Source organism: Frigoribacterium sp. CFBP 8766, assembly GCF_014841435.1.
Classification (GTDB): Bacteria; Actinomycetota; Actinomycetes; order Actinomycetales; family Microbacteriaceae; genus Frigoribacterium.
The window spans coordinates 76203-90331 of record NZ_JACYTX010000006.1 but is presented as its reverse complement, the minus strand read 5'-3'; the positions used below and the strand labels follow the sequence as shown (position 1 = coordinate 90331).

Below are 14129 nucleotides of genomic sequence, written 5' to 3'. Positions count from 1 at the left end.
AGGAGGCGCGTCGTGCTGCGGTGCAGGTCGCTCGTCAGGTGTGCGAGTAGCGTCGCGCCCATGAGCGACCTCGACGACATCGACCTGACCACCCTCCGCGGCGAGCACACCCGCTTCGGCGCCTTCACCGACAAGGTGGTGCTCGTCGTCAACGTGGCGTCGCGCTGCGGGCTCGCACCGCAGTACGAGAAGCTCGAGCAGCTGCAGAAGACCTACGGCGAGCGCGGCTTCACCGTCGTCGGGTTCCCGAGCAACCAGTTCCTGCAGGAGCTCGGCTCGTCCGAGGCCATCGACGAGTACTGCTCGGCGACCTGGGGCGTGACGTTCCCCATGATGGAGAAGGTCCGTGTCAACGGACGCTCGGAGCACCCCCTCTACACGGAGCTCAAGAAGACGGCCGACGCCGAGGGCAAGGCCGGGAAGGTCAAGTGGAACTTCGAGAAGTTCGTCGTCACGCCCTCGGGCGACGTGCACCGCTTCCGCCCGACGACCGAGCCGGACGACCCCGCGATCGTCGGCGTGATCGAGGCGGCTCTGCCGCAGGGCTGACGGCGCTACGCGAGCAGGTCGTTCGCGAGGTAGCCGGCGTAGCCGCCGCGGGTGCGGCCGACCTGGCGGCCCGAGGTGAGGACCTCACCGGCCTCCGACGCGACGACGACCGCCCCGGCGCCGCGGGCGCGGGCCACGAGCTCGACGTCCTCGTGCAGGTCGAGCTCGCCGAAGCCTCCGGCCGCCTCGTAGACCGTCGCACGGAGGCCGAGGTTGGCGCCGTGCACGTGTCCGTTCGGCCGACCGGGCGTGTGCCGCGACAACCAGGCCGCGACCTGCGCGTCCGAGAGGTCGGCGAAGTCCGGGCGCACCGTGCCCACGACGACGTCCGCCCCCTCGCGGTCGGCGAGGTCGAGCTGCGACGTCAGCCACGCGGGCGGGACGGCCGAGTCGGCGTCCGTGGCGGCCAGCCAGACGGCGTCGGGGGCGACGCCGAGCTCCGCGAGCCGGGCGAAGGCGACCCGGGCGCCCTCCGAGCGCGCGGCGCCGACGGAGCGGAGGCGGGTCTCGACCACCGTCACGTCGGGCACGGCGGCCGCGATCGCGGCCGTGTCGTCAGAGCAGTCGTCGGCCACGACGACGGTGACGACCCGCACCTCCTCGTCTGGGCCCTGCCCTGCGGCGCCGTCTGGTGCGGAGCCGTTCGCTGCGACACGACCGGCCAGCAGGAGGCGCGCGTCGCGGATCGAGGCGAGGCACCGGGCGACCAGCTCGGCCTCGTCGCGCGCGGGGACGACGACCGCGACGCCGGCGATCCGCGGCGGGGTCGCGGGCTGCGGGGTCACGGGCTGCGGGGTCATCGGAGGCCCGTCCGGCTCGCGACCGACCGGGGGTCGCGCGAGAAGACGTCGAGGAGGAAGTCCTCCTCGACGTGGCCGACGACGCGCGTCAGGCCGGAGTCGCGGGCCCAGGCGGCGAGCGCCTCGTGCACCTCGTCGCCGCCCTGGGCGAAGTCGTCGGCGCCGTGCCGCCAGTGGCAGGCGACGAGCGAGCCGCCCGGCGCGAGCACGCGGTCGACGTCGACGAGCAGCGCTCCGAGCGCCTCGGGAGACAGGTAGTAGCCGACCTCGCCGAGCACGACGAGGTCGAGCTCGTGGTCGCCCTGGGGCAGCCCGGCCGAGACGTCGGCGACCTCCACGCGCACGTGCGGCTGGGCGGCCAGGCGCGCGCGGGCCCGCTCGACGGCGACCGACGAGACGTCGACGGCGAGCACGGAGTCCGCGCGCAGGGCGAGCTGCTCGGTGACGACGCCGATCGAGCAGCCGATCTCGAGCACCCGGCCGAGGCGCTCGTCGGGCAGGGAGGCGAGCACGAGGGCGCGCTTGCGGCGCTCGTACCAGCGCGTCGTGACGCCCCAGGGGTCGTCTCGGCGCGCGTGCGTCGCGTCGAACGACGGCGCGAGCGTGTCGGCGGGCACGTGCTCAGGCGCAGGTGCGAGTGCGAGCGTGCTGTCCGTCGAGGGCGGGTCGGTCGCGTCGAGGGCGGGTTCCGCGCGACCCGCCCTCGACCCGGAATGCCCGCCCTCGAGGGGATCTTCGGGCGCGGGCTCGGGCTCGGGCGCGGGTGCGGGCGCCTCGACGAAGACCTCCGCGCCGCCGACGAAGTGCTCGACGAAGTCGGGCCGCAGCACGGCCTCGTCGCCGGGCCGGTCGCTCAGCGGCAGCACCTGCGAGGAGTACCGCGCGAGCGCCCGCTGCTTCGCGAGGCCCGCCTCCTCGCCTCCGTCGACGCGCACGAGCGCGTCCCACGGCACGTCGGGGTGGTCGGGCCCGCCCCAGTGCCACATCCAGATCGGGTACTCGAGGAGGCGGGCGTCCGGCAGCGCGGACCCGTCGCCTCCCACGAGCTCCGCCGCGACCTCGCCGAGCACCCGGTGGTCGCGGTGCCCGTCGCCCCGCCACGGGGCGAGGACGAGCACGGGCCGACGCTCCGAGAGAAGGTCGGCGAGCTGCCGGTGGACGTCGTCGCGGGCCTCGCGGAGACCGCCGTCGGGGACGCCGAGGGCGACCAGCTCGATCAGGGCGCTCAGGGCGCTCTGGGCGCTCAGGGCGCTCTGGGCGCTCTGGGCGCTCTGGGCGCTCGGGGCGCTCTGCGCGCTCTGCTCGGCACGGTGGCGGAGTCCGGCAGGGTCGCCGAGCCCGACGAGCTCGTCGAGGGCGGCGCGGGCCTCGGCCAGGCGCAGCTCGCGGAGCGACCCGGCCGGCGTCGACGTCGAGCGCGGGTGCGACGCCGCTCCGTCGGTGACGACGACGACCGTCACGGCGCGGCCGTGCCGCACGAGCTGCGCGATCAGCGAGCCGGCGCCGAGCGTCTCGTCGTCGGGGTGCGCGGCGAGGACCACCACCGGGCCGGAGGCGCCGACGAGGTCGAACGCGCCGGGCGCGTCCGGCTCGGCGACGGCAGGCACGATCGCGGGGTCGAGGGGACGCGGCGCGGGCATCATCGCCCAGCGCGGGTCGGAGCGCCAGGTCGCCACGGAGGTGCCGGGCTCGCGCGCGTCGAAGCTCACCACGGGGCGATCCCCGCGGTGCCCGTGCCGCCGGAGCTGGCGGTGGCGACGGTTCCGCCGACGTCGGCGGCTCGTCGAGGTGACGCTCCGGGGGCGTCCGGCGCCGCGGGACCCCCGGGGAGCGTCACCTCGACGGCCTCGGGCATGGCCGCGGCGACGGCCGCGTCGCGCACGGCGCCGCCGAGCGACGCGTCGTCCTTCGACGCGTGACGCTGCCGCAGGTACAGCTCGAGGTCGGCCACGCGCTTGGCGTGCTCCGGGTCGGAGGCGAGCGGCGCCGGGCCGAGCGCACCGCCGACGGCGGCGAGCACGTCCTCGGCCGCGTGGGCGACCGTCGCGCGCGTCCTCTTCGCGAGGAGCCGCGCCTCCTGCCCGACCGCCCGGCCGGAGTCGACGGCGACGGCCGCCTCCTCGAGTGCGCGACGTGCGTCGCCGAGGCGCTCGTCGACGACGCCGAGCGCACGGAGCACCCAGGGGTCGGGGTCGCGGGCGACCGCGGACCTCAGCAGGGCGCCGGCGACGCCGACCGCCCCGCCGTACCAGCAGGCGGCGACGGCGATGCCGCCCCACTCGAAGCCGGGGCGGCGGAGGTACCAGCCGGGCTCCCCGACGGGCGTCGCGGGCACGGACGCGAACGTCACGGGGCCCGACGGGATCTCGACCAGGCCGCGCGCGTGCCAGGCGCCGGGCACGACCTCGACGCCGGCCTGGCGGAGGTCGACGGCGAACAGGCGACGCTCGTCGCCGACCCAGGCGGTCACGAGCGCGCCGTCGAGCACGCCCGCGAGCGAGCACCACGGCTTGGTGCCGCTGAGCGTCCAGGAGGTGCGGGCCGCGTCTCCGGCACCCCCGCCGGTCGTGGAGGCGGCGGCAGGGTCGACAGGGTCGACGCGGTCGGCGGGCTCGGCGGGCTCGGCGGGCTCGGCCACGAGCTTCGCACCCGGGCCCTCGGCCGCGAACACGCCCCAGGTGAACCCCTCCGCCGAGGAGGCGCGGGCCGGCAGCACGACCGTGCCTGCCTCCCGCGCCTGGTCGAGTATCGCGGTCGCGTCGAGGTGCGGCTCGACGGCCCGGGCCGCTCCGACGTCGTGGGCCGCGAGGGTGGCGAGGGCCAGCCACAGGTCAGCGGTGGAGCCGGCCCCGGGGACGGGCGCCGCACCTCCTCGACCGGTCAGGTCGGCGGCGAGGGCGAGGGAGTCGGCGACCGAGCGCGGCAGGCGGGCGCGGACGACAGCCGTGGCCGACTGGGGGTCGACCTCGTGGGAGAGGTGCATCTGCTGAATGTACGGCGCTGCCGCCGTCGCGGTTCACGGAGGCGCGCGCAGCAGCTGCTCCGTTCGCCCTTCGAGCGGCGTCCGCACCCTCGGGACCCGCGCAGACCCGCGCGCGCGCCGAGGGGTGCGCGCGGGTTCACGGGGTACGGAGCAGACCGCGGGCGCCCAGCGCTACAGCGTCAGGCGGCGCTCGACGAGCTGCGCGGCGACGTCGGCCAGCTTCAGCCGGTTCTCGCGGGCGTGGCGGCGGATCAGCACGAACGCCTCGTCCGTGCTGACGCCCCGCACGTGCGCGACGACGCCCTTGGCCTGCTCGATCACGACGCGGGTGTCGAGGGCGCCCTGCAGCTGCTGCTGCACGACGGCGCTCTCGCGCAGGGTGCGCTCCTGCAGGATGCCGATCGTCGCGACGTCGGCGAGCGCCTGCGCGACCCGGACGTCGCGGTCGTTCAGCTCGCCGACGGAGCTCCGGAGCAGGTTCAGGGTGCCGATCACGGTGCCCCGCAGGCGCAGCGGCACGGCGTGCGCCGAGCGGAAGCCCTGCTCCCGTGCGACCTCGACGAACTCGGGCCAGCGCTCCCGGTCGACGTCGACGTCGGGCAGCGAGACGGGCGCGGCGGTCGCGAAGCTCGTCCAGCACGGGCCGGAGCGGGCGTCGAGCTGCATGGTCTCGACGAGCGTGCTCGACTCGCTGGTCGAGGCGACGACCTCGAGGTCGCCGTCCTCGTCGGCCAGCAGGATCCCCGCCTCGTCGACGTCGAGCACCCGGCTGCAGGTCTCGACCAGCGTCTGCAGCAGCTCGATGACGTCGAAGCCCGCGACGAGGCTGTCGGCGAGGGCCGCGAAGGTGTCGACGAGGACGGCCTCGCGGCTCGCCTCGCCGTGGGCGTCGCGGCCGTCGGCGCTCATCGCTCCACGATCCCGTCGGCCCCGGACGCGAAGCTGAGCCGGCCGTCGAGGACCGCGTCCGCGACCTCGCGCATCGGCACGCCCTGCGCGAAGGCGTGGCCCTGGAGCAGCAGCTCGGCGTCCTCGGCCGAGAGGTCGGCCTGGGCCAGCACAATGCCGGTCGCCTGGTGGATGCGACGCCGGGAGTACTTGTCGACCCGCACCTCCTCGGCCTGGTCGTCGGCCACGTCGCTGACCGCGCGCCGCAGCAGGTGCCGGCTGACCTGGCCGGCCAGGGCGGAGGCGCGGCGTGCGCTCGCGTCGGGGAGGTCGCCCGGGCGGTCGCACCAGAGCTCCATCGCACCGAGGGCGAGGGGGCCGAGCAGCAGGGGGAACGCGTGGAGGGCCTCGACGGCGTCGTGGTCGAGCAGGGCGCGCGAGAAGGCGGGCCAGGTGCGTCGCGGCGCGATCCTGAGGTTGGCCTCGAAGACGGGGCGACGCTCGCTGACGGCGTCCCAGCAGGGCCCCTCGCCGAGGTCGAACTGGAGCTCGTCGAGCCGTGCCGCCACCGGGTCGCTCGCCGACACCGTCTCGGTGCGCAGCAGCCCGCCCATCGTCGCGACGGACACTCCCGACACGGGGAGGGCCGCGAGGAGGGATCCCGCGAGGTCGCTGTCGTCCATGAGGGCGAGGCTACCTGCCCCGGCGGGCAGGGCGGAGGTCAGTGCGCCGGACGGACATCGGCGGGCGCGGCAGCGACGGCAGCGGCCGCGGTCAGAGCAGCACCGTGCTGCTGCGGAACGACGCCGGCGCGTCGCCCACCTGCCACACGACGGTCAGCCCGCGGGGTGCGGCGTCGGTCGAGGCGGAGCCCACCGGGATCGTGAACTCCCTGCCCGAGCCGGCCGAGACGGGCTCGTCGACGGGCGTCTCGACCCCGTCCACGAAGGCGAACAGGCCGGTCGGGTAGCCGACCGTCGACGGCCCGGTCGCATCGGCCGAGGCCGGCGACGCGAACGAGAGGGAGGCGGGCGCCGAGTCGTCGAAGGAGGCGGCGCCCGCGTCGGACTGCACGTCCTCCGCCCCCGCGGCCGGGTTGGTCCACTCGTAGACGGAGTCGCCGGTCGAGGGCACCCCGGCGTCGTCGAGGCGGAGGCCCGCCGACGACTCGCGGACGACCCACGCGTCGGCCTCGGCCTCGGTCGTCGCGCTGACGACGGTGACGGCGCCCTCGAGGGCCTCCACCTCCTGGAAGGTCGCACCGGCGAGCTGGCCGGCCGCCTCGGGCGTGACCGTGCCGTCCCGGCCGAACGCCGACGCGAACTGCTGCTCGGACGGGTAGAAGGCCTGCGCCTCGGGCGTGAGCAGCGCCCAGGCGGCGGCCGCGTCGCCGGCCGCGGCCGCGTCGAGGTACTCGCGGACGACCTCGACCGCCGGCGAGGCGGCGGAGGTCGCCGACTCGGACGGGACGGGCTCGGGTGCGGAGGTGACGGTCACCGTGGGGGTCGTGCCCTCGGCCTCGGCGGAGGTGCAGCCGGCCGTGGCCCCGAGCACCGCGACGGCGAGCGCGGCACCGGTCAGGGTCGCGCGGGCCGACGGTGTGCGGGGTGACGCCGCGCGGGTGGAGGGTGTGCAGGCAGGGGTCTTGGTGATGAGGGCTGCTCGTGTCGTTCTCATGGGGCGGACGGTAGGCGAGGCGGGCGGAGGCCGACCGCGACTCCCAGGGGACCGTGACCCGCGCCTCCTGCCGGGTCGTGACCCGCGCCTCCTCGTGCCCGACCTCAGCGGAACGACGCCGCGACCCCGTTGCGGTGGTAGTCGAACACGATGCTGGTGCGGGTCGAGGCGACCGACGGCTGGGCGGAGAGGTGGTCGACCACGAAGGTGCGGATCTCGCTCGAGTCGGCCACGGCGATGTGCACGATGAAGTCGTCGTGCCCGCCGAGGAAGAACACCTGCAGCACCTGCGGGAGGCTCCGCACGGCCTCCGAGAAGGCGGTGATCGCGGCCTGCCGCGACCCCGGCCGCAGGGTCACGCCGACGATCGCCTGCAGCGGCAGCCCGAGGCTCCGCTGGTCGATGCTCGTCAAGAACCCCGTCACCACCCCGCGGTCGATCAGCGAGCGCAGCCGCACGTGCGCCGTCGAGGGCGCGACGCCCACCGCCGCGGCGAGCGCGGCGTTCGAGATGCGGGCGTCCGTCCCGAGCACGTCGAGGAGGCGCAGGTCGAGCTCGTCGAGCGGGCCAGAGGCGCGAAGATCGTTCGGCCCCGCACTCGCGGGGAGGTCTTCCCTTGGGTCGGATGCAGCCATGGGGGCATCTTCGCAGAAGATCCTTCGGTCGAAACAGGTCCGAAACGAACGATCGCCACGATCGGGTCACACTGGATGAGCAGGGTCGCGACGAGGCGCTCCTGACGAAGATCGGAGCAACCGTGCGCGTCGGAGTCCCCACCGAGATCAAGAACAACGAGAACCGGGTGGCCCTCACGCCCGCCGGGGCCGACGCATTGGTGCGTCGCGGCCACGAGGTGCTCGTGCAGGCGGGCGCCGGGCTCGGCTCGCGCATCCACGACGACGACTTCGCCGCGGTCGGCGCGACGATCGTCGCGACCGCCGACGAGGTCTGGTCGGCCGCCGACCTGCTGCTCAAGGTCAAGGAGCCGATCGCGTCCGAGCACCGCCACCTGCGGGCCGACCAGGTCGTCTTCACCTACCTGCACCTCGCCGCCGACCGGCCCCTGACGGAGGCGCTGGTCGCCTCGGGCACGACCGCGATCGCCTACGAGACGGTGCAGCTGCCCGACCGCTCGCTGCCGCTGCTGCAGCCGATGAGCGAGGTCGCAGGGCGCCTGTCGATCACGGTCGGGGCGTACCACCTGATGCGCGCCTCCGGCGGTCGCGGCACCCTGCTGGGCGGCGTGCCCGGCACTCCGTCCGCGAAGGTGGTCGTGATCGGCGGCGGGGTCGCCGGCGAGCACGCGGCCGCGAACGCCCTCGGCCTGGGCGCGGACGTGACCGTGGTCGACCTGTCGCTGCCGCGCCTCCGTGCGCTCGAGTCGCGCTTCGACGGCCGGGTCGCGACGCGGCACTCGTCGCCGTTCGAGATCGCCGCGCAGGTGCGCGAGGCCGACCTCGTGATCGGCTCCGTGCTGATCCCGGGGGCGGCGGCGCCGAAGCTCGTCACCGACGAGATGGTCGCGACGATGAAGCCGGGTGCCGTGCTCGTCGACATCGCGATCGACCAGGGCGGCTGCTTCGAGGGGTCGCGGCCGACCACCCACGACGACCCCACCTTCGCCGTGCACGACACGGTCTACTACTGCGTCGCGAACATGCCGGGCGCCGTGCCCGAGACGTCGACGCGTGCGCTGACCAACGCGACGCTGCCGTACGTCGTGGCCGTCGCCGACCAGGGCTGGGAGGCGGCGACCGCGGCGGACCCGGCCCTCGCCGCGGGGCTCAACGTCGTCGCGGGAGCGGTCGTCGCGCCGGGCGTCGCCGCCGCGCTCGGGATGCCGCTCGGGGCGCTGCCCGCGCGCCGCTGACGACACGCCGGAGCGGTTGCGCGAGCCGATCCGGCCTGCCTACACTCGCCTCCTGTTCGAACACGTGTTCGAGAGAGAGGCGGCCCCGATGAACATCTCCACCACCCGATCGGCCGTCGCGCTCTGGTTCGTCGACGGCACGCCCGACCGGCTCGTGCACGACGGCACCCGGTGGCGCGTGACGGACACCCCGACCGAGATGTGGCACGAGCCGGCCTTCGTGCCCGCGCTGATCACGCACCCGCCGCAGCAGTTCGTGGGGTGGCGGTTCCAGGCCACCGACGGCGTCGGCACGACGCACATGTTCGAGGTGCTGCGCGACGGCGCAGGGCAGTGGGTGCTCGGGCGCGTCTACGACTGAGGCCCGACCACGGCCGAGCCCGTCGCCGGGTCAGGCCGCGCCGGGGGTCACTCGAGGCGCTTGCGCTTCTCCACCTCGACCTCGAGGGCGCGCAGGCGGGCCTGCTGCTCGTGGAACTCGATCTCGCGGTCGAGGTCGGCGAGCTGCTCCTCGGTCGTCTTCTGCCGCGGGGCTGTCGGCTGCGACGACCACGAGGAGGCGCGATGCGAGCTCCCGAAGCCGGCCCGCTCCGATCGACGCGGGTCCCCGAACGAGACGTTCTCGGACGACCGCCCCCCGAACGACCCTGCCGCACGGGCGGCGCTCCAGTCGTGGCCGACGATGAACCACAGGGCGCTGCCGAGCAGGGGCACGAACACGACGAGCAGCACCCAGACGAGCTTGGGCAGCCCGCGCACCTGCGAGTCGTCGCGCGACACGATGTCGACGAGGGCGATCAGGCTGACGGCGAACATCGCCACGGTGAAGAGGACGTACACGGTCGGGAGCCTAGCGATCGCCCCGGCCTCGACGCGAGGGGCAGCTGCACCCAGCCCGGGGGTGATCGTCGGGGGCGCGCGCCTCCCCACAGCGTGTGGAGAGACATGTGGAAAACGTGTGTCGAGAGCGACTCTTTCGGGGGATAACCGAGGGAAGCTGTGGACTACTGTGTGGAAATTACACGGCTGTAACTCAACCACTCGCCCCTGATCAGGACTTTTTTAGCGCTGTCGCTTGTGGATAAGTGCACAGGTGCGGCGCCTCCTTCATCCACAGCTGGGCCGTCCGCGCCCGGCGGGCAGGCGAGACGGCCTCGCGGCGGGCCGTGCACCGGGGGAGGCCTGGAGGAAGGACGGGACCGAGCGCACGGGGCGGTGGTTCGTTCGGGCGGCCTCGCTCGACGCGCGCTCGGTCGTTCCTGGTGTCTCGGGTCCACCAGGCAGGACGATCCTAGCGGGTGGATACCCGTGAGTATGCAACGGATCCCGGCCCTGCGCGCCGCAGACGACAGCCGTCGCCCGGACGTTAGGGTGACGACATGTCCACGACCGGGAGCGCCCCCACCAAGCGCCCGCCGCGCGCCGAGGTGCGCGAGCGCCTGATCGAGGCGGCGAGCCGGCTCTTCGCGCGTCACGGCGTCCACACGACGACTCTCGACGACGTGGCCAAGGCGGCCGGGTTCAGCAAGGGCGCGGTCTACTCCAACTTCGACTCGAAGGCCGACCTCGTCGTGACCCTGCTGCGTCGGGAGACGGACGGCGCGCTCCGGGCCCTGCACGAGATGCGCGTGCCCGGCACCGACCTGCCCGACCTGCCCGCCGCGATCCGTGCGGCGTTCGCCCCCTACGGCCCGGGCACGGCCGACGACTTCAGCCTGATGTCCGAGCTCCGATCGCAGGCGCTCGCCGAGCCCCGCGTCATGGAGGTCTTCGTCGAGCAGCGCCGGGCCGTGCTCGACACGCTGCGCGGCCTCGTCGACCAGGTGTTCCAGGGACGCACGCCCGACGCGACCGGGCTCTCCTCCGACCAGCTGGCGCGCCTCCTCATCACCATCTCGGTCGGCTCCGCCTTCGACGCGCCCGCCACCGGCGACGTCGCGCCCGGCGACCTGATGGGCGACGTCGTCGCGGCGCTGCTGCGTCCCGTGACGGGCGGCTCCCCCGCGGCCTGACCCGCGCCTCCTGCCTGCCGTCGCCGCTCGCGGCGCCGACCCGTCGAGTGGTCACGATCGGTCCTCCCCGTGCCTGAGGGGAACTACTTCGGACCACTCGAGCCCTACGGCCGGACCGCCCAGGCCAGCCGGCCGGTCGGGCCAGCCGGGCCGGCTGAGGAGGCGTGGGCACCTCGTTCCTGCCGCTCACGTCGCCGAGTGGTCACGTTCGGTCCTCCTGGTGCTTAAGGGGAACCGATTCGGACCACTCGAGGCCGACGGGTCAGCCGAGCCGGGCCGGGCCCGGCCCGGCCAGACCAGACCCGACCAGGGCCAGGCGGGGCTAGGCCCAGAGGAAGGGCACCACGAACAGCAGCAGCGTCACGACCGGCCCGATGATCACCATCGACAGGCCCCAGAACATGAGGTGGCGGTAGAGGCGCGGGCGCTCCTCCTCGACGCCCGAGGCGACGATCGTCGCGCCCGTCGTGCCGAACGGCGCACAGTCGACGAGCGACGCCGAGATGGCCAGCGCGTAGATGAAGCCGGTCATCTCGAGGCCTCCGCCGGGGATCAGCAGGGGCACGGCGAGCGGGATGAGCGCACCGAGGATGCCGATCGTCGACGCGAAGGCCGACACGAGCCCGGCGATCACGCAGATCACGAGGGCGGCGAGCAGCGGGGAGTCGACCGAGCGGGCGGCCTCGCCGAGCTGGTCGATGGCGCCGAGGCGGGTCAGCACGCCGACGTAGGTGATGATCCCGCCGAGCAGCAGGATGGTGCCCCAGTCGATGCGGCCGAGCGCCTGGCGGCCCACGTCGGGGTTCACGAAGGCGAGCAGCACCGCGATCGTCAGCGCCACGGCGCCGAGGTTCAGGTCGACGTCGAGCAGCGTGATCGTGAAGAAGCCGACGATCAGCACCGGGATCGAGACGAGCACGAGCAGCTGGTAGCCGCTGAGCTTCTCGGCGGGGGCGTCGTCGAGCGAGACGGCCGAGGAGGCGGCGGTCGCGGTGGCCGTCGAGGTCGCGGAGGCGGTCGTGGCCGAGGAGGCGGCGCCCGCCTGGGCGCGGTCCGCACCGGTGGCGGCGGTGCCGACGGCGCCCTCGCTCGTGGCGACGGTCGTCGCGAGGCCGGAGCCGCCGATCCCGGGGCCGCCGGCACGGCGACGCGACGAGCCAGAACCCGAGCCCGAGCCCGAGCCCGCGGCGGCGGCAGCACCTGCGGCGCGCGTCCGGGCGATCAGCTCGCGCCCGCCGAACAGGAAGAAGGCGACGAGCACGACGAGCGTGTTGATGCCGATCGACAGCCCGAACATCAGCGCGGGGTTGTAGGGGATGCCCGCGGTGCGGGCCACGGTCATCACGGTGATGCCGTTGATGCTCGTCGGAGCGAGCGCGCCGCCGACGATGGCCGAGCTCATGACGATGCCCATCATCGTCGAGTGGATCTTGTGCTTGTGCGCGAGGCTCATCGCGATCGGGACGATCGTGAACGCGGCGTGCGACGTGCCGAGGCAGGCCACGAGCGTGCCGATGACGAACATCGCCCACGGGATGAGCGCGACGCGGTCGCCGATGAGGCGCACCGAGCGGTCGACCAGCCAGTCGATGGTGCCGGTGACCCGGGCGATGCCGAACAGGTACGTGATGCCGAGCAGGATCAGCAGGGCGTCGACGGGGAACCCGCCGAGCACGTCGTCGAGGCTCTCGCCGACGACGAGCACGCCGACCACGAGGGCGGCGACGAGCGCGAGGGCGCCCATGTGGATGTTGCGCACGGCCGAGATCGTGAAGACGGCGACCAGGACGATCAGCGCGATGATCTCGACGCTCACGAGGTCACCTCGATCGGGGCGGGGGCGGGCGGTGTCGGGCTGAGGGGCATCGTCGTCGATCTCCTGTGCGGTGGGGGCGGTGGGTGCTGCAGGGGTGTGGAGCGAGAAGGAGGAGCGGGTCAGGCCCCGAGGGCCAGGCCCGTCCGGTACGCGGCCAGCGCGGCGGCGGGCACGTCGGCGAGGTCGTCGAGGCGCACGAGCTCGCCCGGCGCGACGTCGGCCACGAGCCGTGCGCCGCTGAGCAGGTAGTACGGCGCGACGCCGTGGTCGTCGGGATCGACGATGACGGGTGCGACGCCGGCGATCTCGTGGTGGTGCCCCTCGACGCGGAACGTCGTGCCCGCGGCGAGCGCCGAGCTCGACCGTGCGGCGAGCACCGTGTGCTGCCGGGGCTCGGCGACGGGCGACCCGCCGTCGACGGCTGCCGCGATGGTCAGCGGGGTCTCGACGCCCATGAAGTGGTACGGCCAGTAGATGCAGGCGTACCGGCCGTCGCGGCTGACGACGTGGCCCTTGCCGCGCAGGGTCTCCCAGGTGACGGGGTCGCCGGTGCGCACGACGACGAAGACGCCGCCGGCGAAGCTGGCCTCGCCCGGCAGACGGAGCATCGAGAACACGTCGACGCTGCCGGTGCGGCCGATCAGGCCGCCGTCCTCGCGGGTGGCGTAGAGGTCGGCGAGCTCGTGCGGGCGGGCGACGGGGTAGTGCATGCCCTCGACGTCGGCGTGCGCGCCGGTGTAGAGCGACACCACGGTCATCTCGCAGTGGTCGGCCGCGGCGGACCGCTTGAGCGAGGCCACCTGGGCGGCCCGCGCCTCCACCGTCTCGAGGGGGCGGTCGCCGAGCTCGAGCAGGTCGGCGAGCCCGGGGGCGTCGACGGTCGTGCCGGCCTGGTCGACGACGCCGGTGGCGGGGTCGAAGGCGAGGTCGTACTCGCTCGACTTGCCGAGGGCGACGATGTCGAAGCCGCAGTCGAGCGCCCATGCGACGAGGCGCAGCAGGTTCGCGGGCTGGTCGCCGTCGCCGGGCAGGTAGCGGAGGCCGGCGGCGCGGGCCTTGGCGCTGAGGGCGACGCCGGCGACGGACTCGATCTCCTTGCTGACCATGACGACGTGCACGCCGTGGTCGAGGGCCGTGTCGGCGTAGCCGTGGCCGGCCTCGATGCGCCCGGTGGCCTCGACGAGCACGTCGGCGGCGCTCCAGTCGACGGCGGCGCCGTCGGCGATCACGGCGACCTGGCCGGCGGCGAGCGCGGCGGCCGTCTCGGCGACGGTGGAGGGGGTCGCGACGCGGTCGGCGGGGACGCCGAGCTCGTCGAGCATCCGCGTGGTGCCCGCGACGTCGGGGTCGACGAGCTGGGTCGCGACCATGTCGTCGAGCCGGCGCAGCTGGTCGAGCAGGGTGCGGCCGTACCCGCCGTTCGCTCCGGTGAGGAGGACGCGGACCGGGGTCTCGCGGGCCTGGGTCGCGCGGCGCGACGTCGAGTGGAGGATCACCGTTGTTCCCGTTCGTTCGAGGTGGCCTGTCGTCCGAG

General features: G+C 74.5%; 14 protein-coding genes. 4 read left to right on the top strand and 10 right to left on the bottom strand.

Going from position 1 to position 14129, the window contains the following annotated elements:
- Nucleotides 1-60 precede the first annotated feature (60 nt).
- Nucleotides 61-549, top strand: coding sequence for a glutathione peroxidase (locus IFT90_RS14705; RefSeq protein ID WP_192042966.1), 489 nt, complete (start codon nt 61-63; stop codon nt 547-549).
- 5 nt (nt 550-554) lie between these two features.
- Here IFT90_RS14705 and IFT90_RS14700 read toward each other — a convergent pair whose 3' ends face one another.
- The 7 genes from IFT90_RS14700 to IFT90_RS14670 all read right to left on the bottom strand — a co-directional run bounded on the left by IFT90_RS14700 (nt 555) and on the right by IFT90_RS14670 (nt 7532).
- Nucleotides 555-1349, bottom strand: coding sequence for a glycosyltransferase family 2 protein (locus tag IFT90_RS14700; protein WP_192042965.1), 795 nt, complete (start codon nt 1347-1349; stop codon nt 555-557).
- A complete protein-coding gene (locus IFT90_RS14695; protein ID WP_192042964.1) occupies nt 1346-3061 on the bottom strand; it encodes a bifunctional PIG-L family deacetylase/class I SAM-dependent methyltransferase in 1716 nt (571 codons plus the stop codon). The genes IFT90_RS14700 and IFT90_RS14695 overlap by 4 nt, the downstream gene beginning before the upstream one ends.
- The gene (locus IFT90_RS14690; protein ID WP_192042963.1) at nt 3055-4332 is read right to left on the bottom strand and encodes an acyl-CoA dehydrogenase; all 1278 of its coding nucleotides are present in this window, start codon (nt 4330-4332) and stop codon (nt 3055-3057) included. The genes IFT90_RS14695 and IFT90_RS14690 overlap by 7 nt, the downstream gene beginning before the upstream one ends.
- A gap of 171 nt (nt 4333-4503) precedes the next feature.
- Nucleotides 4504-5241 (bottom strand): GAF and ANTAR domain-containing protein, encoded by a 738-nt coding sequence (locus IFT90_RS14685; RefSeq protein ID WP_192042962.1) that lies wholly within the window; start codon nt 5239-5241, stop codon nt 4504-4506.
- Nucleotides 5238-5903 carry an ANTAR domain-containing protein gene (locus tag IFT90_RS14680; RefSeq protein ID WP_192042961.1) on the bottom strand — a complete coding sequence of 222 codons (666 nt, stop codon included), beginning with the start codon at nt 5901-5903 and terminating at the stop codon, nt 5238-5240. The genes IFT90_RS14685 and IFT90_RS14680 overlap by 4 nt, the downstream gene beginning before the upstream one ends.
- Nucleotides 5904-5994: 91 nt before the next feature.
- A complete protein-coding gene (locus IFT90_RS14675; protein ID WP_192042960.1) occupies nt 5995-6897 on the bottom strand; it encodes a hypothetical protein in 903 nt (300 codons plus the stop codon).
- 104 nt (nt 6898-7001) lie between these two features.
- Nucleotides 7002-7532, bottom strand: a complete 531-nt coding sequence (locus IFT90_RS14670; protein WP_192042959.1) for an Lrp/AsnC family transcriptional regulator — start codon at nt 7530-7532, stop codon at nt 7002-7004.
- A gap of 122 nt (nt 7533-7654) precedes the next feature.
- Here IFT90_RS14670 and ald point away from each other — a divergent pair, with 122 nt between their 5' ends.
- Complete coding sequence (gene ald / locus IFT90_RS14665) at nt 7655-8767, top strand: alanine dehydrogenase (RefSeq protein ID WP_192042958.1); 1113 nt, start codon at nt 7655-7657, stop codon at nt 8765-8767.
- Between the two features lie 88 nt (nt 8768-8855).
- The gene (locus tag IFT90_RS14660) at nt 8856-9128 is read left to right on the top strand and encodes a hypothetical protein (RefSeq protein ID WP_123548591.1); all 273 of its coding nucleotides are present in this window, start codon (nt 8856-8858) and stop codon (nt 9126-9128) included.
- A 47-nt stretch (nt 9129-9175) separates the two neighbouring features.
- Here the strand turns inward: IFT90_RS14660 and IFT90_RS14655 are convergent, their stop codons facing one another.
- A complete protein-coding gene (locus tag IFT90_RS14655; RefSeq protein ID WP_371812330.1) occupies nt 9176-9607 on the bottom strand; it encodes a PLDc N-terminal domain-containing protein in 432 nt (143 codons plus the stop codon).
- Between the two features lie 539 nt (nt 9608-10146).
- On the opposite strand from IFT90_RS14655, the gene IFT90_RS14650 reads away from it, so the two are divergent.
- Nucleotides 10147-10779, top strand: coding sequence for a TetR/AcrR family transcriptional regulator (locus tag IFT90_RS14650; protein ID WP_192042957.1), 633 nt, complete (start codon nt 10147-10149; stop codon nt 10777-10779).
- A gap of 322 nt (nt 10780-11101) precedes the next feature.
- Here IFT90_RS14650 and IFT90_RS14645 read toward each other — a convergent pair whose 3' ends face one another.
- Both IFT90_RS14645 and IFT90_RS14640 read right to left on the bottom strand, forming a co-directional pair.
- On the bottom strand, nt 11102-12595 hold the full coding sequence (locus tag IFT90_RS14645; protein WP_192042956.1) for an SLC13 family permease: 1494 nt from the start codon (nt 12593-12595) through the stop codon (nt 11102-11104).
- A 119-nt stretch (nt 12596-12714) separates the two neighbouring features.
- On the bottom strand, nt 12715-14091 hold the full coding sequence (locus tag IFT90_RS14640; protein ID WP_371812329.1) for a homoserine dehydrogenase: 1377 nt from the start codon (nt 14089-14091) through the stop codon (nt 12715-12717).
- Nucleotides 14092-14129 lie beyond the last annotated feature (38 nt).

Coding starts and splice junctions, on each gene's coding strand:
- IFT90_RS14650 (WP_192042957.1), top strand. CDS start 10,147: ATGTCCACGACCGGGAGCGCCCCCACCAAGCGCCCGCCGCGCGCCGAG.
- IFT90_RS14690 (WP_192042963.1), bottom strand. CDS start 4,332: ATGCACCTCTCCCACGAGGTCGACCCCCAGTCGGCCACGGCTGTCGTC.
- IFT90_RS14680 (WP_192042961.1), bottom strand. CDS start 5,903: ATGGACGACAGCGACCTCGCGGGATCCCTCCTCGCGGCCCTCCCCGTG.
- IFT90_RS14685 (WP_192042962.1), bottom strand. CDS start 5,241: ATGAGCGCCGACGGCCGCGACGCCCACGGCGAGGCGAGCCGCGAGGCC.
- IFT90_RS14675 (WP_192042960.1), bottom strand. CDS start 6,897: ATGAGAACGACACGAGCAGCCCTCATCACCAAGACCCCTGCCTGCACA.
- IFT90_RS14700 (WP_192042965.1), bottom strand. CDS start 1,349: ATGACCCCGCAGCCCGTGACCCCGCAGCCCGCGACCCCGCCGCGGATC.
- IFT90_RS14670 (WP_192042959.1), bottom strand. CDS start 7,532: ATGGCTGCATCCGACCCAAGGGAAGACCTCCCCGCGAGTGCGGGGCCG.
- IFT90_RS14705 (WP_192042966.1), top strand. CDS start 61: ATGAGCGACCTCGACGACATCGACCTGACCACCCTCCGCGGCGAGCAC.
- IFT90_RS14660 (WP_123548591.1), top strand. CDS start 8,856: ATGAACATCTCCACCACCCGATCGGCCGTCGCGCTCTGGTTCGTCGAC.